The sequence below is a fragment of the Chromobacterium amazonense genome, from assembly GCF_001855565.1.
Classification (GTDB): Bacteria; Pseudomonadota; Gammaproteobacteria; order Burkholderiales; family Chromobacteriaceae; genus Chromobacterium; species Chromobacterium amazonense.
The window spans coordinates 1-26,821 of sequence record NZ_MKCR01000016.1 but is presented as its reverse complement, the minus strand read 5'-3'; the positions used below and the strand labels follow the sequence as shown (position 1 = coordinate 26,821).

At 64.1% G+C, this 26,821-nt stretch carries 25 protein-coding genes and 1 pseudogene; 11 read left to right on the top strand and 15 right to left on the bottom strand.

Annotated features, from left to right (window positions below):
- Positions 1–23: 23 nt before the first annotated feature.
- From BI343_RS08995 to mutY, 5 genes are all read right to left on the bottom strand, one after another.
- Positions 24–1,241, bottom strand: a complete 1,218-nt coding sequence (locus BI343_RS08995; RefSeq protein ID WP_071109452.1) for a phosphopentomutase — start codon at positions 1,239–1,241, stop codon at positions 24–26.
- A gap of 15 nt (positions 1,242–1,256) precedes the next feature.
- Positions 1,257–2,582 carry a thymidine phosphorylase gene (gene deoA, locus BI343_RS08990; RefSeq protein ID WP_071109451.1) on the bottom strand — a complete coding sequence of 442 codons (1,326 nt, stop codon included), beginning with the start codon at positions 2,580–2,582 and terminating at the stop codon, positions 1,257–1,259.
- A 111-nt stretch (positions 2,583–2,693) separates the two neighbouring features.
- On the bottom strand, positions 2,694–3,461 hold the full coding sequence (gene deoC, locus BI343_RS08985; RefSeq protein WP_071109468.1) for a deoxyribose-phosphate aldolase: 768 nt from the start codon (positions 3,459–3,461) through the stop codon (positions 2,694–2,696).
- Positions 3,462–3,698: 237 nt separating this feature from the next.
- Positions 3,699–5,903 (bottom strand): RelA/SpoT family protein, encoded by a 2,205-nt coding sequence (locus BI343_RS08980; protein ID WP_071109450.1) that lies wholly within the window; start codon positions 5,901–5,903, stop codon positions 3,699–3,701.
- A 93-nt stretch (positions 5,904–5,996) separates the two neighbouring features.
- Entirely contained in the window at positions 5,997–7,040 is a 1,044-nt protein-coding gene (gene mutY, locus BI343_RS08975; protein ID WP_071109467.1) for an A/G-specific adenine glycosylase, read from the bottom strand.
- Between the two features lie 130 nt (positions 7,041–7,170).
- On the opposite strand from mutY, the gene BI343_RS20695 reads away from it, so the two are divergent.
- The 4 genes from BI343_RS20695 (at position 7,171) to BI343_RS08955 (ending at position 12,898) form a co-directional block, all read left to right on the top strand.
- Positions 7,171–9,516 (top strand): THUMP domain-containing protein, encoded by a 2,346-nt coding sequence (locus BI343_RS20695; RefSeq protein ID WP_071109449.1) that lies wholly within the window; start codon positions 7,171–7,173, stop codon positions 9,514–9,516.
- A 425-nt stretch (positions 9,517–9,941) separates the two neighbouring features.
- A complete protein-coding gene (locus BI343_RS08965) occupies positions 9,942–10,544 on the top strand; it encodes a MarC family protein (RefSeq protein WP_043621679.1) in 603 nt (200 codons plus the stop codon).
- A gap of 269 nt (positions 10,545–10,813) precedes the next feature.
- Positions 10,814–12,130 carry a dicarboxylate/amino acid:cation symporter gene (locus BI343_RS08960; protein WP_071109448.1) on the top strand — a complete coding sequence of 439 codons (1,317 nt, stop codon included), beginning with the start codon at positions 10,814–10,816 and terminating at the stop codon, positions 12,128–12,130.
- Positions 12,131–12,238: 108 nt separating this feature from the next.
- Positions 12,239–12,898: a thioredoxin domain-containing protein gene (locus tag BI343_RS08955; RefSeq protein WP_071109447.1), complete on the top strand. Its 660-nt coding sequence runs from the start codon at positions 12,239–12,241 to the stop codon at positions 12,896–12,898.
- Between the two features lie 65 nt (positions 12,899–12,963).
- Here BI343_RS08955 and ppsA read toward each other — a convergent pair whose 3' ends face one another.
- Positions 12,964–15,351 (bottom strand): phosphoenolpyruvate synthase, encoded by a 2,388-nt coding sequence (gene ppsA / locus BI343_RS08950; RefSeq protein ID WP_043621674.1) that lies wholly within the window; start codon positions 15,349–15,351, stop codon positions 12,964–12,966.
- A gap of 283 nt (positions 15,352–15,634) precedes the next feature.
- Here ppsA and ppsR point away from each other — a divergent pair, with 283 nt between their 5' ends.
- On the top strand, positions 15,635–16,456 hold the full coding sequence (gene ppsR / locus BI343_RS08945; protein WP_043621671.1) for a posphoenolpyruvate synthetase regulatory kinase/phosphorylase PpsR: 822 nt from the start codon (positions 15,635–15,637) through the stop codon (positions 16,454–16,456).
- 336 nt (positions 16,457–16,792) lie between these two features.
- Here the strand turns inward: ppsR and BI343_RS08940 are convergent, their stop codons facing one another.
- Positions 16,793–17,152, bottom strand: a complete 360-nt coding sequence (locus tag BI343_RS08940; protein WP_244886603.1) for a translation initiation factor Sui1 — start codon at positions 17,150–17,152, stop codon at positions 16,793–16,795.
- Between the two features lie 246 nt (positions 17,153–17,398).
- Here BI343_RS08940 and BI343_RS08935 point away from each other — a divergent pair, with 246 nt between their 5' ends.
- From BI343_RS08935 to BI343_RS08920, 4 genes are all read left to right on the top strand, one after another.
- Positions 17,399–17,716, top strand: a complete 318-nt coding sequence (locus tag BI343_RS08935) for a hypothetical protein (RefSeq protein WP_043621668.1) — start codon at positions 17,399–17,401, stop codon at positions 17,714–17,716.
- 212 nt (positions 17,717–17,928) lie between these two features.
- Positions 17,929–18,951, top strand: coding sequence for a tryptophan--tRNA ligase (gene trpS, locus BI343_RS08930; RefSeq protein WP_071109446.1), 1,023 nt, complete (start codon positions 17,929–17,931; stop codon positions 18,949–18,951).
- A 121-nt stretch (positions 18,952–19,072) separates the two neighbouring features.
- Positions 19,073–19,786 carry a CTP synthase C-terminal region-related (seleno)protein gene (locus BI343_RS08925; RefSeq protein ID WP_071109445.1) on the top strand — a complete coding sequence of 238 codons (714 nt, stop codon included), beginning with the start codon at positions 19,073–19,075 and terminating at the stop codon, positions 19,784–19,786.
- A complete protein-coding gene (locus tag BI343_RS08920) occupies positions 19,783–20,253 on the top strand; it encodes a CreA family protein (RefSeq protein ID WP_071109444.1) in 471 nt (156 codons plus the stop codon). The genes BI343_RS08925 and BI343_RS08920 overlap by 4 nt, the downstream gene beginning before the upstream one ends.
- 47 nt (positions 20,254–20,300) lie before the next feature.
- Here BI343_RS08920 and BI343_RS20345 read toward each other — a convergent pair whose 3' ends face one another.
- The 8 genes and pseudogenes from BI343_RS20345 to mltG all read right to left on the bottom strand — a co-directional run bounded on the left by BI343_RS20345 (position 20,301) and on the right by mltG (position 25,367).
- The gene (locus BI343_RS20345) at positions 20,301–20,768 is read right to left on the bottom strand and encodes an MBL fold metallo-hydrolase (protein WP_244886605.1); all 468 of its coding nucleotides are present in this window, start codon (positions 20,766–20,768) and stop codon (positions 20,301–20,303) included.
- 43 nt (positions 20,769–20,811) lie between these two features.
- Positions 20,812–20,949, bottom strand: a pseudogene (locus BI343_RS20340) (MBL fold metallo-hydrolase); the annotation flags it as partial.
- 141 nt (positions 20,950–21,090) lie between these two features.
- On the bottom strand, positions 21,091–21,474 hold the full coding sequence (locus BI343_RS08910; protein ID WP_071109443.1) for a hypothetical protein: 384 nt from the start codon (positions 21,472–21,474) through the stop codon (positions 21,091–21,093).
- A gap of 13 nt (positions 21,475–21,487) precedes the next feature.
- Positions 21,488–22,258, bottom strand: a complete 771-nt coding sequence (locus BI343_RS08905; RefSeq protein ID WP_071109442.1) for a TatD family hydrolase — start codon at positions 22,256–22,258, stop codon at positions 21,488–21,490.
- Positions 22,259–22,328: 70 nt separating this feature from the next.
- The gene (locus BI343_RS08900; RefSeq protein ID WP_043621644.1) at positions 22,329–22,706 is read right to left on the bottom strand and encodes a PilZ domain-containing protein; all 378 of its coding nucleotides are present in this window, start codon (positions 22,704–22,706) and stop codon (positions 22,329–22,331) included.
- Between the two features lie 23 nt (positions 22,707–22,729).
- Positions 22,730–23,734 carry a DNA polymerase III subunit delta' gene (locus BI343_RS08895; protein ID WP_071109441.1) on the bottom strand — a complete coding sequence of 335 codons (1,005 nt, stop codon included), beginning with the start codon at positions 23,732–23,734 and terminating at the stop codon, positions 22,730–22,732.
- Entirely contained in the window at positions 23,734–24,378 is a 645-nt protein-coding gene (tmk, locus tag BI343_RS08890) for a dTMP kinase (RefSeq protein WP_071109440.1), read from the bottom strand. The genes BI343_RS08895 and tmk overlap by 1 nt, the downstream gene beginning before the upstream one ends.
- Complete coding sequence (mltG, locus tag BI343_RS08885) at positions 24,375–25,367, bottom strand: endolytic transglycosylase MltG (protein WP_052246635.1); 993 nt, start codon at positions 25,365–25,367, stop codon at positions 24,375–24,377. The genes tmk and mltG overlap by 4 nt, the downstream gene beginning before the upstream one ends.
- Before the next feature lie 239 nt (positions 25,368–25,606).
- On the opposite strand from mltG, the gene BI343_RS08880 reads away from it, so the two are divergent.
- Both BI343_RS08880 and modA read left to right on the top strand, forming a co-directional pair.
- Positions 25,607–26,248, top strand: a complete 642-nt coding sequence (locus tag BI343_RS08880) for a DUF3313 domain-containing protein (protein WP_071109439.1) — start codon at positions 25,607–25,609, stop codon at positions 26,246–26,248.
- Positions 26,249–26,305: 57 nt separating this feature from the next.
- The coding region (gene modA / locus BI343_RS08875; RefSeq protein WP_071109438.1) for a molybdate ABC transporter substrate-binding protein at positions 26,306–26,821 on the top strand (516 nt) is incomplete at its 3' end.

Here is a 26,821-nt window from a genome sequence, read left to right as displayed (position 1 = left end):
CCAGGCGGCCCGCAGGGTAGGACTCAGTCCAGGAAGGACGTGCCGTAATCCATGGCAGGCAGGCCAAGATGGCTGGCCACGCTCTGACCGATGTCGGCGAAGGTGGTTCGCTCGCCCACGCTGCCCGGCTTCACCGACTTGCCGTAGCACAGCACCGGAATGTGCTCGCGGGTGTGGTCGGTGCCCGGCCAGGTGGGATCGCAGCCATGATCGGCCGACAGGATCAGGATATCGTCGTCGCCCAGCGCCGCCATCACCTCGGGTAGGCGCGCGTCGAACTCCTCCAGCGCCGCGGCGTAGCCGGCGGTGTTGCGGCGATGGCCGTAGCTGGAGTCGAAATCGACGAAGTTGGCCATGATGATGGCCGGCTTGCCCCGATGCTGATGCATGGCGGTCAGCGTGGCGTCCCACAGCTGGTCAAAGCTGGTGGCCTTGTGCTTGTGGGTGATGCCGACGTGGGCGTAGATGTCGGCGATCTTGCCGATGGACACCACGTCGCCGCCGGCGTCGGCCAGCTTCTTCAACACCGTGGCCGCCGGCGGCTCCACCGCCAGGTCCTTGCGGTTGCCGGTGCGGGCGAACTTGCCCTTGCCCTCGCCGATGAACGGACGGGCGATCACGCGGCCGATATTGTACGGCTCCAGCAGCTCGCGGGTGATCTTGCACAGCTCGTACAGCCGGTCCAGGCCAAAGGTCTCTTCATGGCAGGCGATCTGGAACACCGAGTCGGCCGAGGTGTAAAAGATCGGCTTGCCGGTTTGCATGTGCTCCTCGCCCAGACGGTCCAGAATCTCGGTGCCGGAGGCGTGGCAATTGCCCAGATAGCCCGGCAGGCCGGCCTTCTCGACGATGGCGTCCAGCAGTTCCTGCGGGAAACTGTTGTCGTGGGCCGAGAAATAGCCCCAGTCGAACAGCACCGGCACACCGGCGATTTCCCAGTGGCCGGACGGGGTGTCCTTGCCGCTGGAGATTTCGCGGGCGTAGCCGTAGGCTGCCAGCGGCACGGCCGGGTCCATCCCTTCCGGGAAGTAGCCGGACGACAGCTGGCAGGCGTGGCCCAGGCCCATCTTGGACAAATTGGGCAGCCTCAGCGGGCCGCTGCGGCCCACGTCGGCGCGGCCGGCGGCCGCCTCCATGGCGATGTGGCCGAGCGTGTTGCTGCCGGCGTCGCCAAACTTGTCGGCGTCCGCCGCGGCGCCGATGCCCAGCGAATCGAGAATAATGATGATTGCGCGTTTCATGCTGCCTCCCTGGCCTTATTCGCCACGGATGATCTGGTAAACCTGCGGCAGCGTGGCCGGCGCGATTTCATCGATGCGGATGGCTGCCCTGACCCGACGCGCCGCGTCTTCGAAGCTCGCCTCGTCGGCGGCGTGGATCATCATCAGCGGGGTGTCCTTGCTGATATTTTGGCCCAGTTCGACGAACTGCGACAGTCCTACGCGGAAATCCAGCTCGTCGCTGGCCAGACGGCGGCCTCCGCCCAGCGCGCAAACGGCCATGCCGATGCCGCGGGTATCCATCGCACCGACGAAACCGCCCTTATCGGCGAATACCGGGCGCACGATGGGCGCCGGCGCCAGATGGCGGTCGTAGTTTTCCAGGAAGTCGGCCGGGCCGCCCAGCGCGGTCACCATGCGGCCGAAGATCTCGGCGGCGCGGCCGGAATCCAGCGCGGCTTGCAGCTTGGCGCGCGCGTCGGCCTCGTCGCTGGCCAGCTTGCCGCCGATCAGCATCTGCGCGCACAGCGCCATGGTTACTTCATGCAGGCGCGGGTTGCGCTCGTCGCCCTTCAGATAGCGTACGGCCTCGCGGGTTTCGATGCTGTTGCCGGCGGTGGAAGCTAGCGGCTGGCTCATCTCGGTGATCAGCGCGGTGGTGGCCACGCCGGCGCCGTTGCCCACCTTGACGATGCGTTCGGCCAGTTCGATGGACTTCTGCATGGTCGGCATGAAGGCGCCGCTGCCGGCCTTGACGTCCATCACCAGCACGTCCAGGCCCGCCGCCAGCTTCTTGGACAGGATGGACGCGGTGATCAGGGCGATGGATTCGACGGTGGCGGTGACGTCGCGGGTGGCGTAGAAGCGGCGGTCGGCCGGGGCCAAGTCGGAAGTCTGGCCGATGATGGCCACGCCCACGTCCTTCACCACCTTGCGGAACAGCTCCGGATCGGGGAAGGGGTTATAGCCCGGCACCGCCGACAGCTTGTCCAGCGTGCCGCCGGTGTGGCCCAGGCCGCGGCCGGAAATCATGGGCACGAAGCCGCCGCAGGCGGCGACCATGGGTCCGAGCATCAGCGACACCACGTCGCCCACGCCGCCAGTGGAGTGCTTGTCCACGACGGGGCCGGGCAGGTTCAGATCTTTCCAGTGCATGCGGCGGCCGGAGTCGCGCATGGCCAGCGCCAAGTGGACGTTCTCTTCCAGCTCCATGCCGTTGAAGTAGATGGCCATCGCCAGCGCGGCGATCTGGCTGTCCGCCACGCTGTTGTCGGTGATGCCGGCAACGAATTGTTGAATGTCTTGCTGCGACAGCATCACGCCGTCGCGTTTTTTGCGAATGATTTCCTGCGGCAAAAACATGGCATTCTCCCTGCCTGATACCCACTGCGCTGCAGAATGAAACGGCAATGGGCGATGCGGCCGGGAAATCGCCCGGCCAGAGTTGCGGTAACCCCGCGAATTCCTAAATGATCAGTAGCCGCTGCTCGGCTTGGCGACGCCGCCGGCGATCTCGATCTGCAGATTGGCCAGCAGGCTGGACGCGCCGAAGCGGAAATGGGCCGCGTTGACCCAGGCGTCGCCCAGCAGGCCGCCGGCCAGGTCCAGGTACTGCTTGGCTTCGGCCGCGCTCTTCACGCCGCCGGCGGCCTTGAAGCCGCACTTGCCGCCCTGCTCCTTGATAACGTTCAGCATCACGCCCGCCGCTTCCAGCGTGGCGTTGACCGGCACCTTGCCGGTAGAGGTCTTGATGAAGTCGGCGCCGGCGCGGATGGAAATCTCGCTGGCGGCGCGGATCAGCGCCGGGTCGTTCAGCTCGCCGCTTTCGATGATGACTTTCAGCAGCTTGTCGCCGCAGGCCTCTTTGCAGGCCTTGACCAGCTCGAAGCCGATGTCGCGGTTGCCGGCCATCAGCGCGCGGTACGGAAACACCACGTCCACTTCGTCGGCGCCGTAGGCGATGGCGGCGCGGGTCTCGGCGACGGCGATGGCGACGTCGTCATTGCCGTGCGGGAAGTTGGTGACGGTGGCCACCAGCACTTCCGGGCAGCCGGCTTCGCGCAGCGTTTTCTTGGCGATGGGCACGAAGCGCGGGAATACGCATACCGCGGCGACGGTGCCGTCCTGGCTCTTGGCCTTCTGGCACAGCGCGATCACCTTGGCGTCGGTATCGTCGTCGTTGAGGGTGGTCAGGTCCATCAGGGACAGCGCGCGGCGCGCGGCTTCAATCAATGCAGACATGGTCATTCTCTCTAGGATGGCATCGCTCGGTCCCGACGCGTATCCGCCAACATGACGGCGTTTTGTCCGAGCCACTGGATGCGATTATGAAAATTTCTTCACGTGAAAGCAAATCGCGAATCGCGCGGACTTGCTTAAACGCAAACCGTCGGTATTACCGATAGCATCGCCAAAAAAACCAAACCGGCTGAAACCCGCGCCACGCGGACGTTTCAGCCGGCCCCTGTATTGCTTGTCTTATACCCGCCGCGCTTCCTGCACGCCGGACAACTCCATCAAACGCGACAACACGCGGCTGATGTCCTGCACCTGCCTCACCTCCACCGTCAGCCGCAGCCGGCTGCGATGGTCGCGCGCCAGCGTATTGACGCCGATCAGGTTCAGCTTCTCGCGCGACAGCACGTCGGACAGATCGCGCAGCAGGCCGGGCCGGTCCATCGAGATCACCTCGATGTCTATCGGGAACAAGCTGTTTTTCTGATCGCCCCACTCCGCCGCGATCAAACGCTCCGGCACTTCCTGCGACAGCTTTTTCAGCGTGATGCAGCTGCTGCGGTGGATGGAGATGCCGCGGCCCTTGGTCACAAAGCCCATCACCTGGTCGGGCGGCGCCGGCTTGCAGCACTTGGCCAACACCGTCATCAGATTGTCCACGCCCTCGATCAGCACGCCGCCAGCGTCATGGCCGCCCTTGCTGGCCTTGACCAGGCTTTCCGGCAACACCTCAACCGCCGGCGGCGGGGCAAAGCTGGTGATGGCGTTGCTGACGGCGCGTATCGTCAGTTCGCCGTGGCCCAGCGCGCCATAGACTTCGTCGAGCTTGTCGTAGCCTAGCTTTTCCGCCAGTTGCTGCAGATTCGGCTGAATGTGCGGACGCCGAGCCAGTTCGCGCTCGAACAGCGCCTTGCCGGTCTCGCGCACGGTGTCGGCGTTTTGCAGCCGGATGTACTGACGGATCTTGGAGATGGCGCGATGGCTCTTCACCCAGCCGTCGTGCAGCCAGTTGACCGACGGGCCGCCTTCCTTGGCCGCCAGGATCTCCACGCGCTGGCCGTTCTGCAGCGGCGTGGACAGCGGCACGATCTGCCCTTCCACCTTGGCGCCGCGGCAGCGGTTGCCCAGGCCGGAATGGATGGCGTAGGCGAAGTCGATCGGCGTCGCGCCCTGCGGCAGCGCCAGCACCTTGCCTTGCGGCGTCAGCACATAGATGGTGTCGGCGAACAGCTCGGTCTTGAACGCCTCGGCCAGGCCTTCGCGGTCGGACATTTCCTCGCGCCAATCCAGCAGCTGGCGCAGCCAGGAGATTTTCTCCTCGTAAGCCGCGTCGCCTTTGCCGCCCTCCTTGTAACGCCAGTGCGCGGCCACGCCGAACTCGGCGTGTTCGTGCATCTCGAAGGTGCGGATCTGCACCTCCAGGGCCTTGTCCTCGGGGCCGATCACCGCGGTGTGCAGGCTGCGGTAGTTATTGGCCTTGGGATGGGAGATGTAGTCGTCGAACTCGCCGCGTATCGGCTGCCACATGCCGTGAATGATGCCGAGCGCGGTATAGCAGTCCGGCAGCTTGTCCACCAGGATGCGCACCGCGCGGATGTCGTAAAGCTCGGAGAAATCTAGCTTTTTCTTCTTCATCTTCTTCCAGATGGAATAGATGTGCTTGGGGCGGCCGGCCACTTCGGCCTTGACGCCGGCCTTGCTCAATTCTTCGCGCAGGACGTTGAGCACGCGCTCGATATAGTCGATGCGCTCCAGCCGCCGCTCGTCCAATAGCTTGGCGATCTTCTTGTAGGTGTCCGGCTCGGTGTGCCTGAGGCCCAGGTCCTCCAGTTCCCACTTGATCTGCCATACGCCCAGCCGGTTGGCCAGGGGCGCGAACAGCTCCAGCGTCTCGCCGGCGATGCGGCGGCGCACCGCCTCATCGGCCACATTGGCCAGGTAATGCATGGTTTGCGTGCGCCAGGCCAGCTTGATCAGCACCACGCGGATGTCGGCCACCATCGCCAGCAGCATCTTGCGCATGGTCTCGGCCTGGCGCGCGCAGTCCTCCGGCGTGGCCATCTTGTCGATGCGGGCGAATTCGGTGATGCGGCGCACGCCGCCGACGCCGTCCACCAGCATGGCCACGGTGGGATTGAAGGTTTCCGTCAGCCACTGCTGCCAGTCAGGGTGGTAATCCGGCGCGGAGAACAGCAGCGTCGCCGCGATGGCGTCCGGCAACAGGTGCAGGTCGGCGACGATGGCCGCGGCGGCCACCGCATGGCTGAACAGGTCTTCGCCGGTGGAGGGAACGGTCTTGCCGGCATACATCTGACGCGCCGCCTCGAAGGCGCGGGCCAGCAGGGCGCCGTCCTCCGCGGGATAAGCGGCGGACAAGCGCTCCAGCCAGCGCGCCGGATCGGCGGCGTCGGCCAAGGTGTCGGCAACGGTGCGGACTACGGAAACCATATCTGTCTATCTGGACGGACCTGCCGTCTTAGCCACGGCCGGACGAACCCGGCCATCGGATTTGCCACATGGGCGGGAAGCGCCCCGCCCCCTTTAAACTTGCGCGAGCCTCAACAGCAAGCGGCGAACCGGCGCCGGCACCCCGGCATCCGCCGCCTGATCGATATCCAGCCACTGGCCATCGGCTTCGGCGACGCCCAAGGGTTTGAGCTGGTCGATGCGGACCGGCTGCGGCGTGATGATCAGGCGAAAATGCGTAAACACATGCTCCAGCTCCGGCCAGGCGGGCAGCATATCGCCCTCGCCCGCAGCGCGCAGCCAGTCTTCGATTTCGAAGGTGGTGGCGAACTCCGGCAAAGACAACAGTCCGCCCCAAATGCCTGTAGGCGGACGGCGCCGCAGCCATACCTGATTGCCGCGCCGCGCCAGCAACATCACGGTTTGCCGGGTGGGCACGGTTTTCTTGGGCCGCGGCGTCGGCAGCTCGCCGGCACGCCCCTCGCGCGCCGCCACGCAGCCATCTAGCATGGGGCAGACTGCGCAGGCCGGCTTGCCGCGGCTGCATACCGTGGCGCCAAGATCCATCAGGCCCTGCACATACGGACCGATGTCGTCGGCGTCGCGCGGCAGTATCTGCTCCGCCAGCGCCCACATCCGCTTCTCCACCGTCTTTTCGCCGGGGAAGCCCTCCACGCCGAAACAACGGGCCAGCACCCGCTTGACGTTGCCGTCCAGTATGGTTTCGCGGCGGCCGAAAGCGAAGGCGGCAATCGCGGCGGCGGTGGATCGCCCCACGCCCGGCAGCCGCTCCAGCTGTTCGCGCTCGGCCGGGAAGACGCCGCCGAATTCGTCCATCACCATTCGCGCCGCCTTGTGCAGATTGCGCGCACGGCTGTAATAACCCAAACCGCTCCATTGCGCCAGCACGTCGTCCACCGGCGCGGCCGCCAAGGCCGACACATCCGGGAAACGAGCCAGGAAACGCGGGTAGTAGTCGAGCACGCTCTTCACCTGCGTCTGCTGCAGCATGATCTCTGACAGCCATACGCGGTAGGGGTCGCTAACCTGCCAGGGCAGATCGTGGCGGCCGTGCCGCCGCTGCCAGGCCACCAGTCGGGGGGCGAAACTGCTGTGCAACATCGCGATCCAGTATCCAATCGAACCAGTTATGGTAACGGAAAGCCGCAGCGTCACCAAGCAGGCGGAGGCCAAATGCGGTAAAATTAAAAGATTACTTATATTAGTTGTTCAATTCGAGGTCGTTTCAATGTCCAGTTTCCGCTCCCGCCAGCGCGCCAGCCAGCGCCGCGATCAAACCAGCCGCGAACGCGCGGCCAACTCGCCGGCAGGCGGAAACCAGCCGCCGCGGGATGGCGAGAAGCCGCCGCGCGCGCCGTACTCCGGCCCGCGCCCCGGCGCGGCCAAGCCGGACTGGCAGCCGCGTCAGGACGACCGCCGCTTCGACAAACGCGGACCGCGCCCGGAACAAGGACAAGACAAGCGTTTCGACCGCCCGGCCGCCAAGCCTGACTGGCAGCCGCGCCAGGACGACCGCCGCTTCGACAAGCGCCCGCTGGAAGCCGGCCAGGAGCGCCGCTACGACCGCGACCGCGGTCCGTCCAGCCGCAAACCGCTGCCGGAAGGCGCGGAACGCGCGCAGGACTTCCGCCGCGACGGCCCCGCTCACGACAAGCGCTACAGCCGCGACCGCGGCCCGTCCGGCCGCAAGCCGCTGCACACCGAAGACGCGCCGCCGCGCCCATTCAAGCCGCGCGCCGAGGGCGAAACGCATCATGCCAAATGGCAAGACCGCGCCCCGCGCGAAGACCGCGCGCCGCGCGACGAAAACGCCCCGCGCAAGCTGTTCTCCAGGCGCGAGGACGGCGAGCGCGACAACCGCTTCCGCCGCGACGACAAACCGCAATGGCAGGACCGCGCCCCGCGCCAAGACCGTCCGCAGCGCGACGAAAACGCCCCGCGCAAGCTGTTCTCCAAGCGCGAGGACGGCGAGCGCGACAACCGCTTCCGCCGCGACGACAAGCCGCAATGGCAGGACCGCGCGCCGCGCCAAGACCGTCCGCCGCGCGATGAGAACGCCCCGCGCAAGCTGTTCTCCAAGCGCGAGGACGGCGAGCGCGACAACCGCTTCCGCCGCGACGACAAGCCGCAGTGGCAGGACCGCGCGCCGCGCCAAGACCGTCCGTCGCGCGACGAAAACGCCCCGCGCAAGCTGTTTTCCAAGGCGGGAGAAGAGGCCCGCGACAACCGCTTCCGCGACGAAGCGCGCGGCCTGCAGCCGCTGAAGGACAGCCACCGCCTGGACAACCCGCAACGCCGCTTCGAGCAGCGCTCGTTTGACCGCCAGCAAGAGCAGGAGCAGGCGCCGCGCATCGAACGCAGCATCACCGGCCGCCTGGACAGCCGATTGTCGCTGTTCGCGCCTTGTCCGCGCGGCCTGGAGCAGGTGCTGGCCGATGAGCTGCTGGCGCTGGGCGCCGGCGACATCGCGCCCGCCGACGGCGGCGTGGCCTTTGCCGGCGACGCGCGCCTGATGATGGCGGCCAACCTGCATTGCCGCACCGCCAGCCGCATCCTGCTGCGCCTGGCCCACGGCGGCTATCACGCCGAGCAAGACATCTACCGGCTGGCGATGAGCGTGGACTGGCCACGCTGGTTCGAGGTGTCGCGCACCATCAAGCTGAAGGCGGACGGCATCGCCGCCCGCGTCAAGAGCCTGGACTACATCGCGCTGACAGTGAAGGACGCCATCTGCGACCGCTTCCGCCAGGCGCAGCTGGGTCGCCCCAGCGTGGACACCCGCAATCCGGATGTCCGCGTCAATGTCTTCCTGACCGCCGATACCGCCACCGTTTACCTGGACACCAGCGGCGAGCCGCTGTTCAAGCGCGGCTGGCGCGAGGAAACCGGCGAGGCGCCGCTGCGCGAAAACCTGGCCGCCGGCATTCTGCTGCTGGCCGGCTATGACGGCAGCCAGGCGCTGCTGGATCCGCTATGCGGCAGCGGCACCTTCCTGGTGGAGGCCGCCGACATCGCGCTGAAACGCGCGCCGGGCCGGAATCGCCGCTTCGGATTCGAGGCGCTGTCGAGCTTCGATTCCGCGTCATGGGAAATACTGCAGCTGGACGCGCGCAAGGCAGAGCTGCCCGCGGCATCGTTGCCCATCCGCGGCTCCGACCGTTCGCAAGCCATGGTCAACATCGCCCGCGCCAATCTGGAACGCGCCGGCCTGGCCGACCTGGTGGAAGTGAAGGCGGCCGACGTGACGGACACCCGTCCGCACGCCGAACACGGCCTGATCGTCGCCAACCCGCCCTATGGCGTGCGGCTGGAAGAACAGGATCAGCTAGCTACCTGGTATCCGGAACTCGGCGACTGGCTGAAGGCCCACTTCGCCGGCTGGACCGCCTGCCTGTTCAGCGGCGACTTGCGCCTGGGCAAGCTGATCCGCCTGGCGCCGAAGCGCCGCACCCCGCTGTTCAACGGCTCGCTGCAATGCCGCCTGTTCGTGATCAATATGGTGGAAGGCAGCGCGCGCAAGCAGAAGGACGGCGAAGAAGCCGCCGACGTTGAAAGCGGCGGCGACGGGCAGTAAGCCACAACCGTTTCAGCCACGAAAAACACGAAAAACACGAAACAACAGGCACTCCGCCGATATTTCTTCGTGCCGTTTCGTGGGTTTCGTGGCGCGAATCACGATGCCGAGCGCCGCAGCACAGCACAGCACCATCTTTTTACTACGAGACGCACGAAACAACAGGCACTCCGCCGATATTTCTTCGCGCCGTTTCGTGGGTTTCGTGGCGCGAATCACGACGCCGAGCGCCGCAGCATAGCACCGTCTTTTTACTACGAGACGCACGAAAAACACGAAACAACAGGCACTTCGCCGATATTTTTTCGTGTCGTTTCGTGGATTTCGTGGCAAATAATGAAGTTGGACAAATCATGTGCCGCCGCTCGCCGGAACCCCATCGGCATGCGATAATCGCCGGTTGCTCCACCCACCTGGCAATACCCATGCAAACGTCTTTCCTGTCCGCCACCATCCTGCTGATCCTGATCACCGACCCGCTGGGCAACATCCCGCTGTTCATTGCCGCGTTGAAGCAGGTGAAGCCCGAGCGCCGCAAGCGCGTGGTCTACCGCGAATGCCTGATCGCCTTCCTAGTGCTGACCATCTTCATGCTGTTCGGCCGCAACTTCCTGGACCTGATGCACCTGACCGACGAATCCATGCGCATCGCCGGCGGCGTGATTCTGTTCCTGATCGCCATCAAGATGATCTTCCCCGGCGAGGGCAGCGTGTTCGGCGGCGACAAGATGAGCGGCGAACCCTTCATCGTGCCCATCGCCATCCCGCTGATCGCCGGTCCGTCGGCCATGGCCACCGTGCTTCTGCTGTCCACCCGCGAACCGGGCCGCATGCTGGAGTGGATGGGCGCGCTGACCATCTGCATGCTGGTCACCACCGTGGTCTTCCTGTTCTCCAGCCGTCTGCAGAAGCTGCTGGGCGAACAGGCCATCACCGCGCTGGAGCGACTGATGGGCCTGGTGCTGACCGCCATCTCCGTCGAGATGCTGCTCAGCGGTTTCGCGTCTTATTGGAAGCAGCTGCACTGAGTCTCCTAAAAACTTCCAATAGCCACGGAAACACACGGAAGAACACGGACAGAACCAACTAAAAAGGCCGGCTCGTTTTGTCTACTCCGCCCTTAATGCTCTTCTACCTTTCTTCCGTGTGTTTCCGTGGCCAAAATCATCCCGAACATCAGGGTTATCCCCGATAGGGATATCGCCTATGCCCCTGGCTGACGACAGTTGTTAGCATCGCATGCAAATGGACCAAGAAGAGTCCGCATCAGAAGCAACCAACGCCAGTCGGGAGAACCATGCAAACCAAGACCCCATTCTTTTCGCGCCTCTATGTGCAGGTGCTGATCGCCATCGCGCTGGGCGTCACGCTCGGCGCCGTCGCGCCGGACCTCGGCGCCAAAATGAAACCGCTGGGCGACGCCTTCATCAAGTTGATCAAGATGATGATCGCGCCCATCATCTTCGCCACCGTCGTCGTCGGCATCGCCAAGATGGGCGATATGAAGGAAGTGGGACGCGTCGGCGTCAAGGCGCTGTTTTACTTCGAAGCCGTCACCACCCTGGCGCTGGTGATCGGCCTGATCGTGGTCAACCTGCTGCAGCCCGGCGCCGGCCTCAATATCGACCCGCACACCCTGCACGCCAAGGACATCGCCAAGTACACCGCCGGCGCCAAGGAAATGAACACCGTCGATTTCCTGCTGCACATCATCCCGGATACCGTAGTCGGCGCCTTCGCCAGCGGCGAGATCCTGCAGGTGCTGACCTTCTCGGTGCTGCTGGGCCTGGCGCTGACCAAGATGGGCGACAACGGCAAGACCATCGTCCACATCCTGGACGAGTTCTCGCACGCGCTGTTCGGCGTGATCAATATGCTGATGAAGCTGGCTCCGATCGGCGCCTTCGGCGCAATGGCTTTCACCATAGGCAAATACGGCATCGGTTCGCTGAAGCAGCTGGGTTTCTTGATGGCCTGCGTGTATCTGACCTGCTTCGCCTTCGTCTTCATCGTGCTGGGCGCCATCGCCCGCTTCTCCGGCTTCAGCCTGTGGCGCTTCCTGGTCTACATCAAGGAAGAAATCCTACTGGTGCTGGGCACGTCTTCGTCCGAATCCGCGCTGCCGGGCATCATGAAGAAGCTGGAAAACCTGGGTTGCGCCAAGCCGGTGGTGGGCATGGTGGTGCCCACCGGCTACTCGTTCAACCTGGACGGCACTTCCATCTATCTGACCATGGCGGCGATCTTCATCGCCCAGGCCACCAATGTGAACCTGACGCTGGGCGAGGAGCTGGCCATCATCGGCGTGCTGTTGCTGACCTCCAAGGGCGCGGCGGCGGTGACCGGCGGCGGCTTCATCACCCTGGCCGCCACACTGGCGACGCTGGGCGGCAAGCTGCCGGTGGAAGGCCTGGCGCTGCTGATCGGCATCGACCGCTTCATGTCCGAGGCGCGCGCCATCACCAATCTGATCGGCAACGGCGTCGCCACCGTAGTGATCGCCAAGTGGGAAAAAGCGCTGGACGTGGAGCAAATGAACCGCGTCCTGGCCGGCGACCAGCCGTCCGAGCCGCCGCCGCAACCGCGCGAGCAGCCGGTGCCGCAACTGAGCTAAACGCAACACACCCACCCCCGCCCAGGCGGGGGTTTTCGTTGGCATTAGAATCAATGCTTGATTTTGCCCCTACCGCGTCCACGATGAAAACTGAGGAGGGGTCACATCATGACTGATTTCTGGCTGCAATACGGCGACGAGATGCTGCCGGTGATAGGCGACTTTCCCAGAGTCGGCGACTATTTGCCGAGTTTCATGCTGGTGGATGACCAAAAGCGCGACGCGGCGCTGGAAAGCTACCTTGGCCCCAAGGTCATCGTCACGCTGCTGTCTGTGGACGAGGAAGAGCACGGCGGCATCTTGCTGCTGCGCGAAACGCGCCGCTGGCTCGATCGATGGCCGCACCTGAAGCTGATCGTCATCACCGTGGACTCGCCTTCCTCGCTGGCCCGGGCTCGCCACGAGCACGGCCTACCCCACACCACGCTGCTGTCCACGCTGCGCGGACGCGACTTCCACAAACGCTACGGCGTGCTGATCACGGAATTTCCGCTGAGCGGCTACACCGCGCCTGCCATCATTCTGGCCGACGCCAACAATGTGGCGCACTACACCGAACGGCTGGTCGATACCCGCGCCATGTTCGACTTCGACACCATCGACACCCTGCTGCAACAGGGCGAACAGCAGGCCCTAGAGGCCGAGCGCGCCGCCGAGGAGGCCCGGCAACAGCAATTGGCCGAGCGCGAGCTGGGCACCGAACGGCTGGTTGAAAAAGCGCGCGAGATCGAGAAATTCACACCCAAAACCGGCTTCGGCAACCGTTGAATATTCGATAAAAAAACCGCCCGTTACTGGGCGGTCTCTCATTCACCGATGGATTGCCGTGAGCCTCAGCTGTTCAGTTCCTTGGCCAGGTACAGCCAGGTTTCCACCACGGTGTCCGGGTTCAGCGACACGGTTTCGATGCCCTCTTCCACCAGCCACTTGGCGAAGTCCGGATGGTCGGACGGGCCTTGGCCGCAAATGCCCACATACTTGCCCAGCTTGCGGCAAGCCTGGATCGACATGTGCAGCATCGCCTTCACCGCCTCGTTGCGCTCGTCGAAAGTGCTGGCGATCGGGCCGCCGGAATCACGGTCCACGCCCAGCGTCAGCTGGGTCATGTCGTTGGAGCCGATGGAGAAGCCGTCGAAGTGCTGCAGGAACTTCTCCGCCAGCACGGCGTTGGTCGGCAGCTCGCACATCATGATCAGGCGCAGGCCGTTTTCGCCGCGCTTCAGGCCGTTTTCGGCCAGGATCTCGACTACCTTCTCGGCTTCGGCCAGCGTGCGGACGAACGGGATCATCACTTCCACGTTGGTCAGGCCCATCACGTCGCGCACCTTCTTGATGGCGCGGCATTCCAGCTCGAAACAGTCGCGGAACGACTCGGCCACGTAGCGGGCGGCGCCGCGGAAGCCGATCATCGGGTTTTCTTCGTGCGGTTCGTACAGCTGGCCGCCGATCAGGTTGGCGTACTCGTTGGACTTGAAGTCCGACATGCGCACGATGACCTTCTTCGGATAGAAGGCCGCGGCCAGCGTGGACACGCCCTCGGCGATCTTGTCGACGTAGAAGTCCACCGGGCTGGCATAGCCGGCGATGCGGTCGGAAATGGTTTCCTTCAGCTCCGGGCTCAGCTTGTCGAACTCCAGCAGCGCTTTCGGGTGGATGCCGATCTGGCGGTTGATGACGAATTCCATCCGCGCCAGGCCCACGCCTTCGTTCGGCAGTTGGGCGAAGTCAAACGCCAGCTCCGGGTTGCCGACGTTCATCATGATCTTGACCGGCGACTTGGGCATCTTGTCCAGTTCCAGGTCGATCACTTCCACGTCCAGCAGGCCGTCGTAGATGTTGCCGGTGTCGCCTTCAGCGCAGGACACAGTGACCTGCATACCTTCCTTCAGCACCTGGGTGGCGTCGCCGCAGCCCACCACGGCCGGAATGCCCAGCTCGCGCGCGATGATGGCGGCGTGGCAGGTGCGGCCGCCGCGGTTGGTCACGATGGCCGCGGCGCGCTTCATCACCGGTTCCCAATCGGGGTCGGTCATGTCGGTCACCAGCACGTCGCCCGGCTTGACGCGGTCCATCTCGGACGCATCCTTGATGGTGCGCACCACGCCCTGGCCGATCTTCTGGCCGATGGCGCGGCCTTCGCACAGGATTTCGGACTTGCTGTTCAGGCGGTAGCGGCGCAGGGTGTCCTTGCGGTCTTCCTGCGATTTGACGGTTTCCGGACGCGCTTGCAGGATGTACAGCTTGCCGTCCACGCCGTCGCGGCCCCACTCGATGTCCATCGGGCGGCCGTAGTGTTTTTCGATGATCAGCGCGTACTGGGCCAGCTCGGCCACTTCAGCGTCGCTGATGGAGAACTGCTTGCGCAGCGCCGGCTCCACATCTACGGTCTTGACCGAGCGGCCGGCTTGCGACGCGTCGGTGAATTCCATCTTGATCAGCTTGGAACCCATGGTCTTGCGCAGCACGGCCGGACGGCCGGCCTTCAGGGTCGGCTTGTGCACGTAGAACTCGTCCGGGTTCACGGCGCCCTGCACCACGGTCTCGCCCAGGCCGTAGGAAGCGGTGATGAACACCACGTCCTCGAAGCCGGATTCGGTGTCGATGGTGAACATCACGCCGGCCGCGCCCTTGTCGGAACGCACCATGCGCTGCACGCCGGCGGACAGGGCCACCACGTCGTGGGCGAAGCCCTTGTGCACGCGGTAGGAGATGGCGCGGTCGTTGTACAGGGAAGCGAAAACGTGCTTCATCGCATCCTTGACATTGTCAAGGCCGCGGATATTCAGGAAGGTTTCTTGCTGGCCTGCGAACGAGGCATCGGGGAGGTCTTCGGCGGTGGCGGAGGAACGGACGGCGACGGAAATGTCGGCGCCACCGGCATCGGCCACCATCTTGTCCCAGGCTTCCTTGATGTCGGCATCCAGCTTGGCTGGGAACGGCGTATCGATAATCCATTGACGGATTTCTTTGCCGATGCGAGCCAGCTCGCTTACGTCTTCAATGTCCAGCTTGGCCAAAGCGGCATTGATCTTGTCCGCCAGGCCATTATGCTGAAGGAAATCGCGGTAGGCTTGCGCGGTCGTCGCGAAACCGCCGGGAACGCGCACGCCGGAACCGGCCAGCTGACTGATCATTTCACCAAGGGAGGCGTTCTTGCCGCCTACCTCTTCCACATCGGTCATGCGCAGTTTCTCGAACCAGATGACGTAGTTCTCTGCCATCACTTCACTTCCTGTGTTGGGATTGGGACGATGCGCCGCATTCTAGCCGAATTACGCGCCGATTGCGTAGCAACTTTTGCAGTGCACAAGATTTTTTGCGACAGACGGAATGTCAAATCCAGAAGAATCAACAAGTTGCAGAAGTCAAAGCTGGTCAAAGTAAGAAAATGTCATGTAATGTTGTGATTACATGAAGAAAATGAATCTCTGCCAAACCGATACCACCAGCCCTTGCGCCGGTATACACTTTGCGCAGACAAACCCATAGCAAGCAAGGTCTTCCATGCCGCACCACCGCTCCGCCTTCTTCATCTCCGACCGCACCGGCATCACCGCCGAATCGCTGGGCCATACGCTATTGACCCAGTTCGACAGCCTGGACTTCCAGCGCGAAACCGTGCCCTTCGTCGACACCGTGGAAAAAGCGCAAACGCTGGCCGAGCGCATCAGCGCCGTGGCCGAGCGCGATCATCTGCGCCCGCTGGTCTTCACCAGCATCGTCAATCCGGAAGTGCGCGAGGCGCTGCGGCTCAGCAACGTGATCCTGATCGACTTCTTCGAGACTTTCATCGGCCACCTGGAGCTGGAGCTGGGCCAGAAAGCCTCGCTGACGGTGGGCAAGGCGCACGGCATGATCAACGAGGAGAAATACGATCACCGGATCGAAGCGGTGAACTTCTCGCTGAACCACGACGACGGCGTGAAGCTGAAAGACCTGGATGAGGCCGATGTCATCCTGATCGGCGTCTCCCGCTCCGGCAAGACGCCTACCTGCCTGTACCTGGCGCTGCAGTACGGCATACGCGCCGCCAACTATCCGCTGACGCCGGAAGACCTGGACAGCCCCACCTTGCCCAAGATCCTGCTGCCGTTCAAAGACAAGATGTTCGGACTCACCATCGATCCGAACCGTCTGCACCACATCCGCTCCGAACGCCGCCCCGACTCCAAGTACGCCAGCATGGATAACTGCCGGCGCGAAGTGAACGAGGCGGAATCGATGTTCCGCCATCACGGCGTGCCCTTCATCAGCACCACGCACAAGTCGATCGAGGAAATCGCCTCCACCATCATGCACAAGGCGGCGCTGGGCAGGAAGTTCTAAGAACGTGTTCACGATCTTTGGCTTTTAGACCTGATTTGTGAAAAACAAACACGTTTTCGATGCACCCACATCCCTTCAAGCCTGCCGTCTGGTGGCAGGCCCGAGGTCTTAAGCGGCTGCATGTTCGAGCGATTTGACGTCAGCAAATCGCGAGTTCAGCCGCGCTTCGGGCCTGACGGGAACCGACGGGAAGCCGCAGGCCAGGCTTGCAGGGTGGCCTTTAGGGGTGGAGGGGATATTTGGCCAAGCAAATATCCCCTCCCTGCCGCCGGCAGCCCTGCAATGAAAACGGCAATCCGCGCGGCGGATTCAATCGTGAACAAGTCTCAAGCGCCACTAGCCCCCGGTCCGCTTGGTCTTGAATCCCAGCTTGAGCAATTCGGCGATCACCGTCTCCACGTGATCGCCCTGTATCTCCAGCACGCCCTCCTTCACGGTGCCGCCGCTGCCGCAACGCGTCCGCAGCTGCTTGCCCAGCTTGGCCAAGGCCTCGCCGGCCAGCGGCACGCTCTTCACCACCGTCACCGCCTTGCCGCCCCTGCCCTTGGTCTCGCGCGAGACCCTTGCAATGCCATCGCCTGCGGGCACGGTCGGCTGGCCGCATTGACACTGGTCTATGGGCTGCCGGCAAGCGGGGCACATCCGGCCATGCTCGGTCGAGTACACCAGCCCGCCGCTCTGTTTTGCTTTCATCATCAGCGCTCTCCTGCAAAGACGCCATGGTCGCGTCAAAACCGCATCAGAACAAGCATAGAAAGCGGTCGCTCCGCGTCCCGCTGCTTTGATTTTGATGCCAAGCATGTTCGGATTAAGCCAACCCAACAAAATTCATAAAAACTCATAAAACACAAATAACATTGTCAATATGTAAAATTTGTGAAAATTACCGAACAAAAGCAATTGTTCGCTCTCAAACCATCAACCCTACTTGAGAGCGCTTGCATGAACATCCCCGACTTCAACCTGCCCCCGATCCAGCTGATCCGGCCTTGGCCGCAACAGCTAGCCGGCGTGCAATCCAGCCGGGGGAGCAGCGCCGAGCCGCAGCATGAGTTCGCAGAGATGCTGTACCGCAGCGTGCTGCAGAACCCAGCGCATACCCTGCCGGCGCTCGCGCCAGCCTTCCTGCCGCCTGCCGTGCTGAGCCAGCCGCAAACCCGCTCCTCGCGCCCGTCTCCGTCGCAGGCCCGCTCCGCCGCGCGCGCCTATTCGCCCTCATCCCGGCCGACTGTCGGCACTCTGCTGCAAACCGAGGCTTGACGGCGCGGCCGCAGCCATGGTTTGATGATTGCATGAATACCGCATCCGCATTCGCAATCCGATTTTGGTGGTGGCGCCTCTTCTAGGCGGCACCGGCGAACGCGCACGCAAAACCCGGAGGCTGCCGACAAGGCGCACCGGGTTTGTTTTTTTGGCCTCACCTCCCCCAGTCCACCCTGCCGGCATCCTCCCCGAACCTCACGGAGAGCGATATGAATCTGGACACCATCACCAAGCAAGACATCATCCTGACCGGCGACCGCACCACCGGCCAGCTGCACCTGGGCCATTATGTGGGCTCGCTGCGCAACCGCGTCATCCTGCAGGATCGTTGCGCCCAATTCCTGCTGCTGGCCGACGCCCAGGCGCTGACCGACAATATGGGCAACTACCTGAAGGTGCGCGACAACGTGCTGCAGGTGGCGCTGGACTACCTGGCCGTGGGCATCGACCCGGCCAAGAGCACCATCTTCATCCAGAGCCTGGTGCCGGAACTGACCGAACTGGCGTCCTATTACCTGAATCTGGTGACGGTGGCGCGGCTGGAGCGCAACCCCACCATCAAGGACGAGATCAAGCAGCGCGGCTACGAGCGCGACATCCCGGCCGGCTTCCTGACTTATCCGGCCGCCCAGGCCGCCGACATCACCGCCTTCAAGGCCACCATCGTGCCGGTGGGCGACGATCAGATCCCGATGATAGAGCAGACCAACGAAATCGTGCGCCGCTTCAACGCCAGCGTGGAACAAACGGTGCTGGTGGAGGCAAAGGCCGTGGTGCCGGAAGTCGGTTCGCGCCTGCCAGGCATAGACGGCAAGGCCAAGATGTCCAAATCGCTGGGCAACACCCTGACGCTGTCCGCCAGCCCGGACGAAATCCGCCAGGCGGTGAAAATGATGTACACCGACCCGAATCATCTGCGCGTGGCCGATCCCGGCCAAGTGGAAGGCAATGTCGTCTTCACCTATCTGGACGCCTTCCACCCGGACCAGGAGCTGGTGCAGGGCCTCAAAGCGCATTACCAGCGCGGCGGCCTGGGCGACACCGTCATCAAAAAGCACCTGGAAGACTGCCTGCAGGAGATGCTGGCCCCGATACGCGCCCGCCGCGAGCGCTATGCGCAAGACCCGGCCGCCGTGCTGGACATGCTCAAAACCGGCACTCGCCGCGCCCGCGACGTGGCGGCGCGCACGCTGGCCGAAGTGAAGGCGGCGATGGGCCTCAACTACTACTGATCCCAGGCCAACGCGGCTGAGCGCGTCCATTAGGTGCGGCCAGCTACACCGCTAACGCAAAATTCGTTGAAGCAAACCGTCCCCATCCATACAATTGGCATTTCCAGAACGGGTAGTCTCCATGATACGCATTGCCCTGGTTGGCGATTACCGCGCCGACGTCCCCGCCCATCAGGCCATTCCCCAAGCGCTGCAACTGGCGGCACAAAGCCTGGATTTGCCTGTCGATGCACAATGGCTGGCCACCGTCAGCCTGACCGCAACCGAGCAGTTGGCATGCTTTGACGGCATCTGGTGCGTACCGGCCAGCCCTTACCGCAACATGGAAGGTGCGCTACTGGCGATACGCCACGCCCGCGAACGAAATCTTCCTTTTCTCGGCACTTGCGGCGGCTTTCAACACGCCGTGATCGAATACGCCCGCAACGCGCTGGGCTGGGCTGATGCAGAACACGCTGAAACCGCTCCCGATGCGGCACGCGCAGTCCTCTCACCGCTGGCTTGCTCGCTGGTAGAAGTGAAAGACAAAGTGGCACTATCGCCGGGCAGCCGCCTGGCGCGCATTTATGAACAAGCGGTGATAGAAGAAGGCTACCGCTGCCGCTACGGTATCAACCCGGCTTTTGCCGCCGAGCTGGCCAGCGGCCCGCTGCGCTCCGCCGCGCATGACCAAAACGGCGAAATCCGAGCGCTTGAGCTGGACAACCATCCGTTTTTCATCGCCACGCTGTTCCAGCCGGAACGGCAAGCCCTGCAAGGCACATGCCCGCCGCTGGCCGCCGCCTTTGTCGCCGCCTGTTGCCAAAACCAGATGCAGCCAAGGAAAACCCTATGAAAATCGCCACTCTCGCAGCCATGCTATTGGCCAGCCTAACCTCCCTCGTCCACGCCGAAGAAGTGGGCGAGGTGTCCACTACCTTCAAGCTGCTCAGCCCCAACGACAAGGTCATCGTCGAAGCGTTTGACGATCCCGGCGTGCAGGGCGTGGCCTGCTATGTGTCGCGCGCCAAGACCGGCGGCTATCAGGGCGCGCTGGGCCTGGCCAAGGACCCGTCCCGCTTTTCCGTCGCCTGCCGCCAGGTTGGCCCCATCCGCTTCAGCCAGCCGCTGCCGCCGCAAGAGCAGGTATTCAAGGAGAGCGCGTCCTTCGTGTTCAAGCATGTGCGGGTGGTGCGCATGGTGGACGCCAAACGCAATGTGCTGACGTATCTGACTTACTCTGACAAGCTGGTGGATGGCAGCCCGGACAACGCCATCACCGCCGTGGCCGTGCTCGACCAGAAAATCCCATTGAAAAAGTGATCAGCCCAAGTTATTGATAGTCATGATCTTTTTAAACATGATGACCATCATGCAATGGGCAATTCCGCCCGCCAGCCATCAAAACCGACTTCCACGCCCGGCGGGCATTGCGCGCCAAGCGCCTGGTATTCCAGCTTGTGCGTCATATGGATCAGCACGGTGCGGCGGGCGCCGATGCGGGCCGCCCACTCCAATGACTGGGCCACGCACAGGTGGGACGGATAGGGATCGGCATTGAGACAATCCAGAAACAGCAGCTCCAGCCCCTCCAGCAGCGGCAGGCTGCTATCCGGAATGTGCGACAGATCGGTCAGCCAGGCCATATTGCCGATGCGCCAGCCCAGACAGGGCCAGCTGCCATGCGGCAGCGGAATCGGCGTCAACGCCACGCCCTGGTGCTGAACGGGTCCGTTCACGGTCTCCGGCAACAGCACCGGCTTGTCCCACATCTTGGACGGCGCTTGCAGCGCATAGCCAAAACGCTCGCGGATATTGGCCATGGTGAACATTGCCATACAGCGAGATCGGCCCCTTCTTCAGGTAGCAAAAGGCGCGCAGATCATCGATGCCGTTCAGGTGGTCAGCGTGCGGGTGGGTGTACAGCACCGCATCCAGCCTGTCCAAGCCTTCGCGCAGCGCCTGCAGGCGCAGGTCTGGTCCGGTATCAATCAGAAAACCCAGTTCGCCGACGCGCACATAGGCGCTGGCGCGGGTGCGCTTGTTGCGCGGATCGGTCGAAACACAGGTTTCGCAGCGGCAGCCTATGGCCGGCGTGCCGGAGCTGGAACCGCAACCAAGTATGGTGACTTCTAGCTTATCCACAGCGTCCCTTGTCGTTCATTGGCACAATGGCGGCCGCACCGCCGGCACCACCGTAGACCCACCCTCGCACGCCACCTGGCCCGCGGGACCGATATTGCAGCTGCCGTTAGGCGCGGCCGCGCAATGCGGGGCGCCATCCGGCCCCAGCAGGCAAAGGCCCGGGCCGGCATAGAAACTGCCATTGGCGAAGATGGCGCCGCCCCCGGGATACGGCGAACAAAACAGATTGCCGAACGAATCCACCACGCAGGCGCCGGCGCTGCAATAAGCCTGTCCCTGGTGCAGCACCGCCTGCCCGCCCGGCGGCGCGCAAAAGCTGCGCCCGGCCAGATTGACGCAATTGGCCAAAGCCGGCGCGGCGGCCAGCATGCCGGTCAGACACAAGGCGACAAGCCGCATGGCAGCCTCCGTTTCAGCGCGCCGCCTTGGCGAACAGGCGGAAGAAATTGTCCGTGGTGGCCTGGGCCACCTGTTCGAACGGTATGCCGCGCAGCTGGGCGATGAATTCGGCCACATGCCGCACATAGGCCGGCTCGTTGGTTTTGCCGCGGAACGGCACCGGCGCCAGATACGGCGAGTCGGTTTCGATCAGCATCCGCTCCAGCGGCACTTTCTGCGCCACTTCCTGCACCTGTTTGGCGTTCTTGAACGTCACCACGCCGGAGAAGGAGATGTAGAAGCCCAGCGCCAGCGCGGCCTCGGCCACTTCCCAGGTCTCAGTGAAACAATGCATCACGCCGCCGCATTGCTCGGCATGCTCTTCCTGCATGATGCGTATGGTGTCGGCGGCCGATTCGCGGGTATGGATCACCAAGGGCAGCTGCATGCGCTTGGCGGCGCGGATATGGGTGCGGAAGCGCTCGTGCTGCCATTCCAGATCGCCCTTGCACCAGTGGTAGTCGAGGCCGGTTTCGCCTATGCCCACCACGCGTGGATGGGCAGCCAGCCGCACCAGCTCTTCCTCAGAATACTCCGCGGCCTCGGGATCGTCGGGATGCACGCCGACGGTGGCGTACAGATTGGGATGCGCTTCGGCCAGCGCCAGCACCTGCGGGTACTTGGGACGGCTCACGCCTATCACCAGCGCGTGAGTGACCTGGTTCTGGCGCATATTGGCCAGCACGTCGGGCAAGCGCTCGGCCAGGTCGGGGAAATTGATGTGGCAGTGGGAGTCGATCAGCATGGCGGATGGTGAATCTGTCTAACAGACTACAGCATACCATGCCGGCGGACCGCCTTGCCGCGCGGCCGCGTTACATCGTGTGCGTGGGGCGGCTGGAATTGAGCACGCCGCCCAGCAGCGTCTCGATCTTGTCCTTGGCTTGCTTGCCGGCGTCGCCGGAAACGAATTCCACGCCCACGCCCTGCACCCGGCTGTTGTTGGCGCCGCTGGGCGTGATCCACACCACTTTGGCCTGCACTGCGATGCGTTGCGGATCATCCATCAGCGTGAGCAACAGGAACACTTCCTCGCCCAGCTGCATTTCCTTGCTGGTGGGGATGAAAATGCCGCCATTGCGGACGAAGGGCATATAGGCGGCGAACAGCGCGCTGCGCTCCTTGATGTGCAGCGACAGCACGCCAGGGCGATTGGGGTTGGTCAGATCCGGCCGGGAATTCGCGGCGTCCATAGCGGGGCTTGCCCTCTCCGTCTTTAACCGGCCTTGGCGCCGGCGAAGATCTTCAGATAGTCCATCAGCACCGCCTCCAGCTGCAGGCGGTTATTCAGCGTATGTTGCGCAAACGGCGCCAGCTCGGTCAAGCCTCTTTGGCAGGCCATCAGCTGCGTCGCGTCGCAGCGCGCCGCCAGCGCGGACAGGGCGCGCTCCTGATCGGGATAATAACGGAGCCGGCCGGCCAGGCACAGCGCGGCCAGGTCGTGCAGCCATTTCTGCAGCCAGGACAAGGGCTGCAGCAGCGACAATTGCTTGTTCTTGTCCACCAGCTCGGCCAGTTGCAGCATGCCGGCGAAGCTGGGCTGCCCCAGGCCGCGGACGAACTGGGCGCGCAGCGCCGCCAAATCCGGATCATGATCGAACAGCGGCGCGCCGCCGTTGTGCGCCAGCTCCACCTCGGCGTTGGCAATGCCCTGCTCCCTCAGCCAGGCCAGCGCGGCAGCCTCGGCCGGGCGCGTCAGCGCAAACTGGCGGCAGCGGCTGCGGATGGTGGGCAGCAAGCGTTGCGGCGCGTGCGACACCATCAGGAACAGCACCGCTTCCGGCGGCTCCTCCAGGATTTTCAGCAAGGCGTTGGCGGCGGCCAGGTTCAGGTTCTCCGCCGGCTCCACCAGGATCACGCGCCGTCCGGCGCGATGGGCGGTCAGGTGGGCGAAATCAATCACCTCGCGCACCGCCTCGATCTTGATCTGCGGCAGCTTCCGCGTGGTCTTGGCCTCCTTGCCGTCCTCCTCATCGTCCGAGAACGGCGACAGGCGGCGAAAATCCGGATGGGTGCCGCTGGCGAACCAGCGGCAGGCCTGGCACTGGCCGCAAGGCTGATGGTCCGCGCCGGGGTTTTCGCACAGCAGGGACTGGGCCAGATGCTCGGCGAAGGCCAGCTTGCCGATGCCCGCGCCGCCGGTCAGCAGCCAGGCGCCGGGCATCCGTTCGCGCTCGGCGTTCAGCCGCTGCCAGTCTTCGCTCTGCCACGGATACAGCATCAGCCGCGCTCCAGCAGGTTTTGCAGATGGCCGGCGATATCGGCCTGGATCTCGGCGATGCCGCGGCTGGAATCCAGCACCGCGAAGCGCCGCGGCTCGCTATCCGCCCGGCGCAGATAGGCCTCGCGCACGCGCTGATGGAAATCGGCGGCTTCCTGTTCGAAGCGGTCCAGCTGGCGGCTGCCGGCCATGCGTCCGGCGGCCACTTCCAGCGGCAGGTCGAACAGCAAGGTCAAATCCGGCTGCAAGCCGCGCTGCACCCAGTCCTCTAGAACGCCGATGCGTTCGAACGATACGCCGCGGCCGCCGCCCTGGAAGGCGTAAGTGGAATCGGTGAACCGGTCCGACACCAGCCAGCGCCCGCTGCCCAGCGCCGGCTCGATCACATCGGCGATGTGCTGCTGGCGCGCGGCGAAGGCCAACAGCGCCTCGGCATCCAGCGAGACGCGGGTTTCCGGCGCCAGCAGCAGCTCGCGGATTTTTTCGCCCAGCGGCGTGCCGCCGGGTTCGCGCGTGAACACCGCGTCGATGGCATGGCCATCCAGCCAATCGCGGATGAAGGCCAGATGGGTGCTCTTGCCTGCGCCGTCTATGCCCTCAAGCGTGATGAATCGGCCGCGCGGGGCCTGCTGCTGACTGCTCATTGCTTGCCTTTCTTCAGGATGTACTTGCGCACCGCCTGGTTGTGCTCTTCCAGGGTGCTGGAAAACTGCGAACTGCCGTCGCCGCGGGCGACGAAATACAGCGCGGTGGACTCCGCCGGCTGCGCGGCGGCATACAGCGCGGCCCGGCTCGGCAACGAAATCGGCGTCGGCGTCAGGCCGGCGCGGGTATAGGTATTGTACGGGGTATCGCGGCGCAGGTCCGCCTTGCCGATATTGCCCTGGTATCGGTCGCCCATGCCATAGATCACCGAGGGGTCGGTCTGCAGCCGCATGCCCAGCTTCAGCCGGTTGACGAAGACCGATGCCACCATGGGCCGATCCAGCTCGTTGGCGGTTTCCTTTTCGATCAGGCTGGCCATGATCAGCATCTCGTACGGCGTGCGGTAGGGCAGATTCGGCTTGCGCGATTCCCAGGCCGCAGCCAGTTGCTGCTGCATTTTCTCGAACGACAGGCGATACAGGTCCATATCGGACGCGCCCGGCGTGAACAGATAGGTGCTGGGGAAGAACAAGCCCTCCGGGTCCGCGCCCGGCAGGCCCAGCTTGCTCATCAATTCGGCGTCGCTGAGCTTCTGCGCGTCATGGCTCAAGTCCGGGCTCCGGTCTATCGCCTGGCGGAACTGGCGGAAGGTCCAGCCTTCAATCGTGGTCAGGCTGGCCTCGTCCGGCCGCCCTTCGCGCAGCCTCTGCAACACGTCCAGCAGCGATTGCGGCCCCTGGAAACGATAGAGGCCCGCCTTGATCTTGCGGTCCGAGCCTGACAAGCGCGCCAGCGCCACCAGCAGCTGCGGACTGCGGACTGCGCCATCCTCGCCCAGCGTGCGGGCGATCTGCTTCATGGTGCGGTTAGGCCCGACCAGCAAGCGGTAGCCGGCATCCGGCAGCGATACCGGCATCAGCGCGGTCCAGCCCAGCCAGCCGATGGCGCACAACAGGAGCAACAACAGAATGCCGGGTAATCTTTTCATAAGGCTCAGCAACGATGATCGGTTTCACAGCCGTCCAGGCGGCAAAGGCGGAATCATACCAGCAAGCAGCCCTGTCCGACATGACAGGCCCATCGCGCCGGAGTTCTCATAGTTTGTCCCACATCAACAGCAAACGCCGCGGTTTTGCCTATTTTCCAGCTGCAAGCATGCCGTTTCGGCAGGCGCCGCCGCGTCGCTATCACGACCGGCCATCTTAACCACTGCGAGCACGGCCCGAAATGAAACCTTTCTTCAATCTAGGATGCGCGCTGGTCGCCTGGAACGAATTACGCAGGGTCAGCCGGACCCGCGGCCGCCCGGAAGGCGCCACGCCGCTGCCATTCCAGCAAGGACGGGACAAACGGCAATTCATCTGCCACGAAACCGCGCCGCGGCTGGCCAGCTACGGCTCGCTGCTGCTGGAGCCGATCTGGCTGCTGAACCATAACGTCAACGGCCGCTGGCAATTGACTGCCACCGCGCTGGGCAACGGGCTGAACCTGCGGCTGCAGACGCTGCTGCGCGCCTGGCTGCCGGAGATGCCGTTGGCCCCGGAGGCCGGGCCGGGCGTCATGCGGATGCGCCTCGCGGTGCGCGGCTATCTGGTCGACATCGGCGCGCCGCCGCCCTTCCTGCGCCCGCCACGCGCCATCGACGCCCGCTCGCCTTTGCTGAGCGGCATCGCGCCCTATCTGGAACAAGTGGCCAGCGTGGTTCAGCTGTCCGATGCGCAAAGCGGAGAACTGCTGGGCGGCGGCGTCAATCTGCTCGACGTCCGGCTGCCGCCGGAGCCATCGCAAGCCGGTAGCTGGCAGGCCTTGCTGGCCTGCGACTGGCCGCGCTTGCTGCAAGCGGGCGAAAGCGCCTTGGCCGCTGGCTAGCATGCGCTGCTTGGCGGCATAATGACAGGCAGCTCAACAGAAACCTTGGAATCCGCCATGCCGCGCCTTCGCCTCGCCGTGCTTTGCCTGTTCCTGTCCCCCATCGTCCTGGCCGATACGGTCACGGTGGCGGTGGCCAGCAATTTCCAGCAAACGCTGGACAAGATCGCCGTCGCCTTCAAAGCCGCCACCGGCCATGACATCAAGGCCAGCGCCGGCGCCTCCGGCAAGCTGGCGGCGCAGATTCGCCAAGGCGCGCCGTTCGACGTGTTTCTGTCCGCCGACGACGAGCGGCCGACCGAGCTGGCCAAAGCCGGCGTAGGCCTGCCATCCAGCCAATTCACCTATGCCTATGGCCAGCTGGCGCTGTGGAGCAAGCAGCGCGACGACGCCGGCGAGGCCGCGCTGCGCCGCGGCGACTTCAACAAGCTGGCGGTGGCCAACCCAAGCACCGCCCCATATGGCCGCGCCGCGATGGAAACCTTGGCCGCGCTGAAGCTGGACGCCGCCGTCAAGCCCAAGCTGCTGACCGGGGACAATATCGGCCAGACCATGCAGTTCGCCCAGGTCGGC

Excerpts from the sequence above, each read along its gene's own strand:
- BI343_RS08995 (WP_071109452.1), bottom strand. The coding sequence starts at position 1,241 with ATGAAACGCGCAATCATCATTATTCTCGATTCGCTGGGCATCGGCGCC.
- deoA (WP_071109451.1), bottom strand. The coding sequence starts at position 2,582 with ATGTTTTTGCCGCAGGAAATCATTCGCAAAAAACGCGACGGCGTGATG.
- deoC (WP_071109468.1), bottom strand. The coding sequence starts at position 3,461 with ATGTCTGCATTGATTGAAGCCGCGCGCCGCGCGCTGTCCCTGATGGAC.
- BI343_RS08980 (WP_071109450.1), bottom strand. The coding sequence starts at position 5,903 with ATGGTTTCCGTAGTCCGCACCGTTGCCGACACCTTGGCCGACGCCGCC.
- BI343_RS20695 (WP_071109449.1), top strand. The coding sequence starts at position 7,171 with ATGTCCAGTTTCCGCTCCCGCCAGCGCGCCAGCCAGCGCCGCGATCAA.
- BI343_RS08965 (WP_043621679.1), top strand. The coding sequence starts at position 9,942 with ATGCAAACGTCTTTCCTGTCCGCCACCATCCTGCTGATCCTGATCACC.
- BI343_RS08960 (WP_071109448.1), top strand. The coding sequence starts at position 10,814 with ATGCAAACCAAGACCCCATTCTTTTCGCGCCTCTATGTGCAGGTGCTG.
- BI343_RS08955 (WP_071109447.1), top strand. The coding sequence starts at position 12,239 with ATGACTGATTTCTGGCTGCAATACGGCGACGAGATGCTGCCGGTGATA.
- ppsA (WP_043621674.1), bottom strand. The coding sequence starts at position 15,351 with ATGGCAGAGAACTACGTCATCTGGTTCGAGAAACTGCGCATGACCGAT.
- ppsR (WP_043621671.1), top strand. The coding sequence starts at position 15,635 with ATGCCGCACCACCGCTCCGCCTTCTTCATCTCCGACCGCACCGGCATC.
- BI343_RS08940 (WP_244886603.1), bottom strand. The coding sequence starts at position 17,152 with ATGATGAAAGCAAAACAGAGCGGCGGGCTGGTGTACTCGACCGAGCAT.
- BI343_RS08935 (WP_043621668.1), top strand. The coding sequence starts at position 17,399 with ATGAACATCCCCGACTTCAACCTGCCCCCGATCCAGCTGATCCGGCCT.
- trpS (WP_071109446.1), top strand. The coding sequence starts at position 17,929 with ATGAATCTGGACACCATCACCAAGCAAGACATCATCCTGACCGGCGAC.
- BI343_RS08925 (WP_071109445.1), top strand. The coding sequence starts at position 19,073 with ATGATACGCATTGCCCTGGTTGGCGATTACCGCGCCGACGTCCCCGCC.
- BI343_RS08920 (WP_071109444.1), top strand. The coding sequence starts at position 19,783 with ATGAAAATCGCCACTCTCGCAGCCATGCTATTGGCCAGCCTAACCTCC.
- BI343_RS20345 (WP_244886605.1), bottom strand. The coding sequence starts at position 20,768 with ATGGCAATGTTCACCATGGCCAATATCCGCGAGCGTTTTGGCTATGCG.
- BI343_RS08910 (WP_071109443.1), bottom strand. The coding sequence starts at position 21,474 with ATGCGGCTTGTCGCCTTGTGTCTGACCGGCATGCTGGCCGCCGCGCCG.
- BI343_RS08905 (WP_071109442.1), bottom strand. The coding sequence starts at position 22,258 with ATGCTGATCGACTCCCACTGCCACATCAATTTCCCCGACCTGGCCGAG.
- BI343_RS08900 (WP_043621644.1), bottom strand. The coding sequence starts at position 22,706 with ATGGACGCCGCGAATTCCCGGCCGGATCTGACCAACCCCAATCGCCCT.
- BI343_RS08895 (WP_071109441.1), bottom strand. The coding sequence starts at position 23,734 with ATGCTGTATCCGTGGCAGAGCGAAGACTGGCAGCGGCTGAACGCCGAG.
- tmk (WP_071109440.1), bottom strand. The coding sequence starts at position 24,378 with ATGAGCAGTCAGCAGCAGGCCCCGCGCGGCCGATTCATCACGCTTGAG.
- mltG (WP_052246635.1), bottom strand. The coding sequence starts at position 25,367 with ATGAAAAGATTACCCGGCATTCTGTTGTTGCTCCTGTTGTGCGCCATC.
- BI343_RS08880 (WP_071109439.1), top strand. The coding sequence starts at position 25,607 with ATGAAACCTTTCTTCAATCTAGGATGCGCGCTGGTCGCCTGGAACGAA.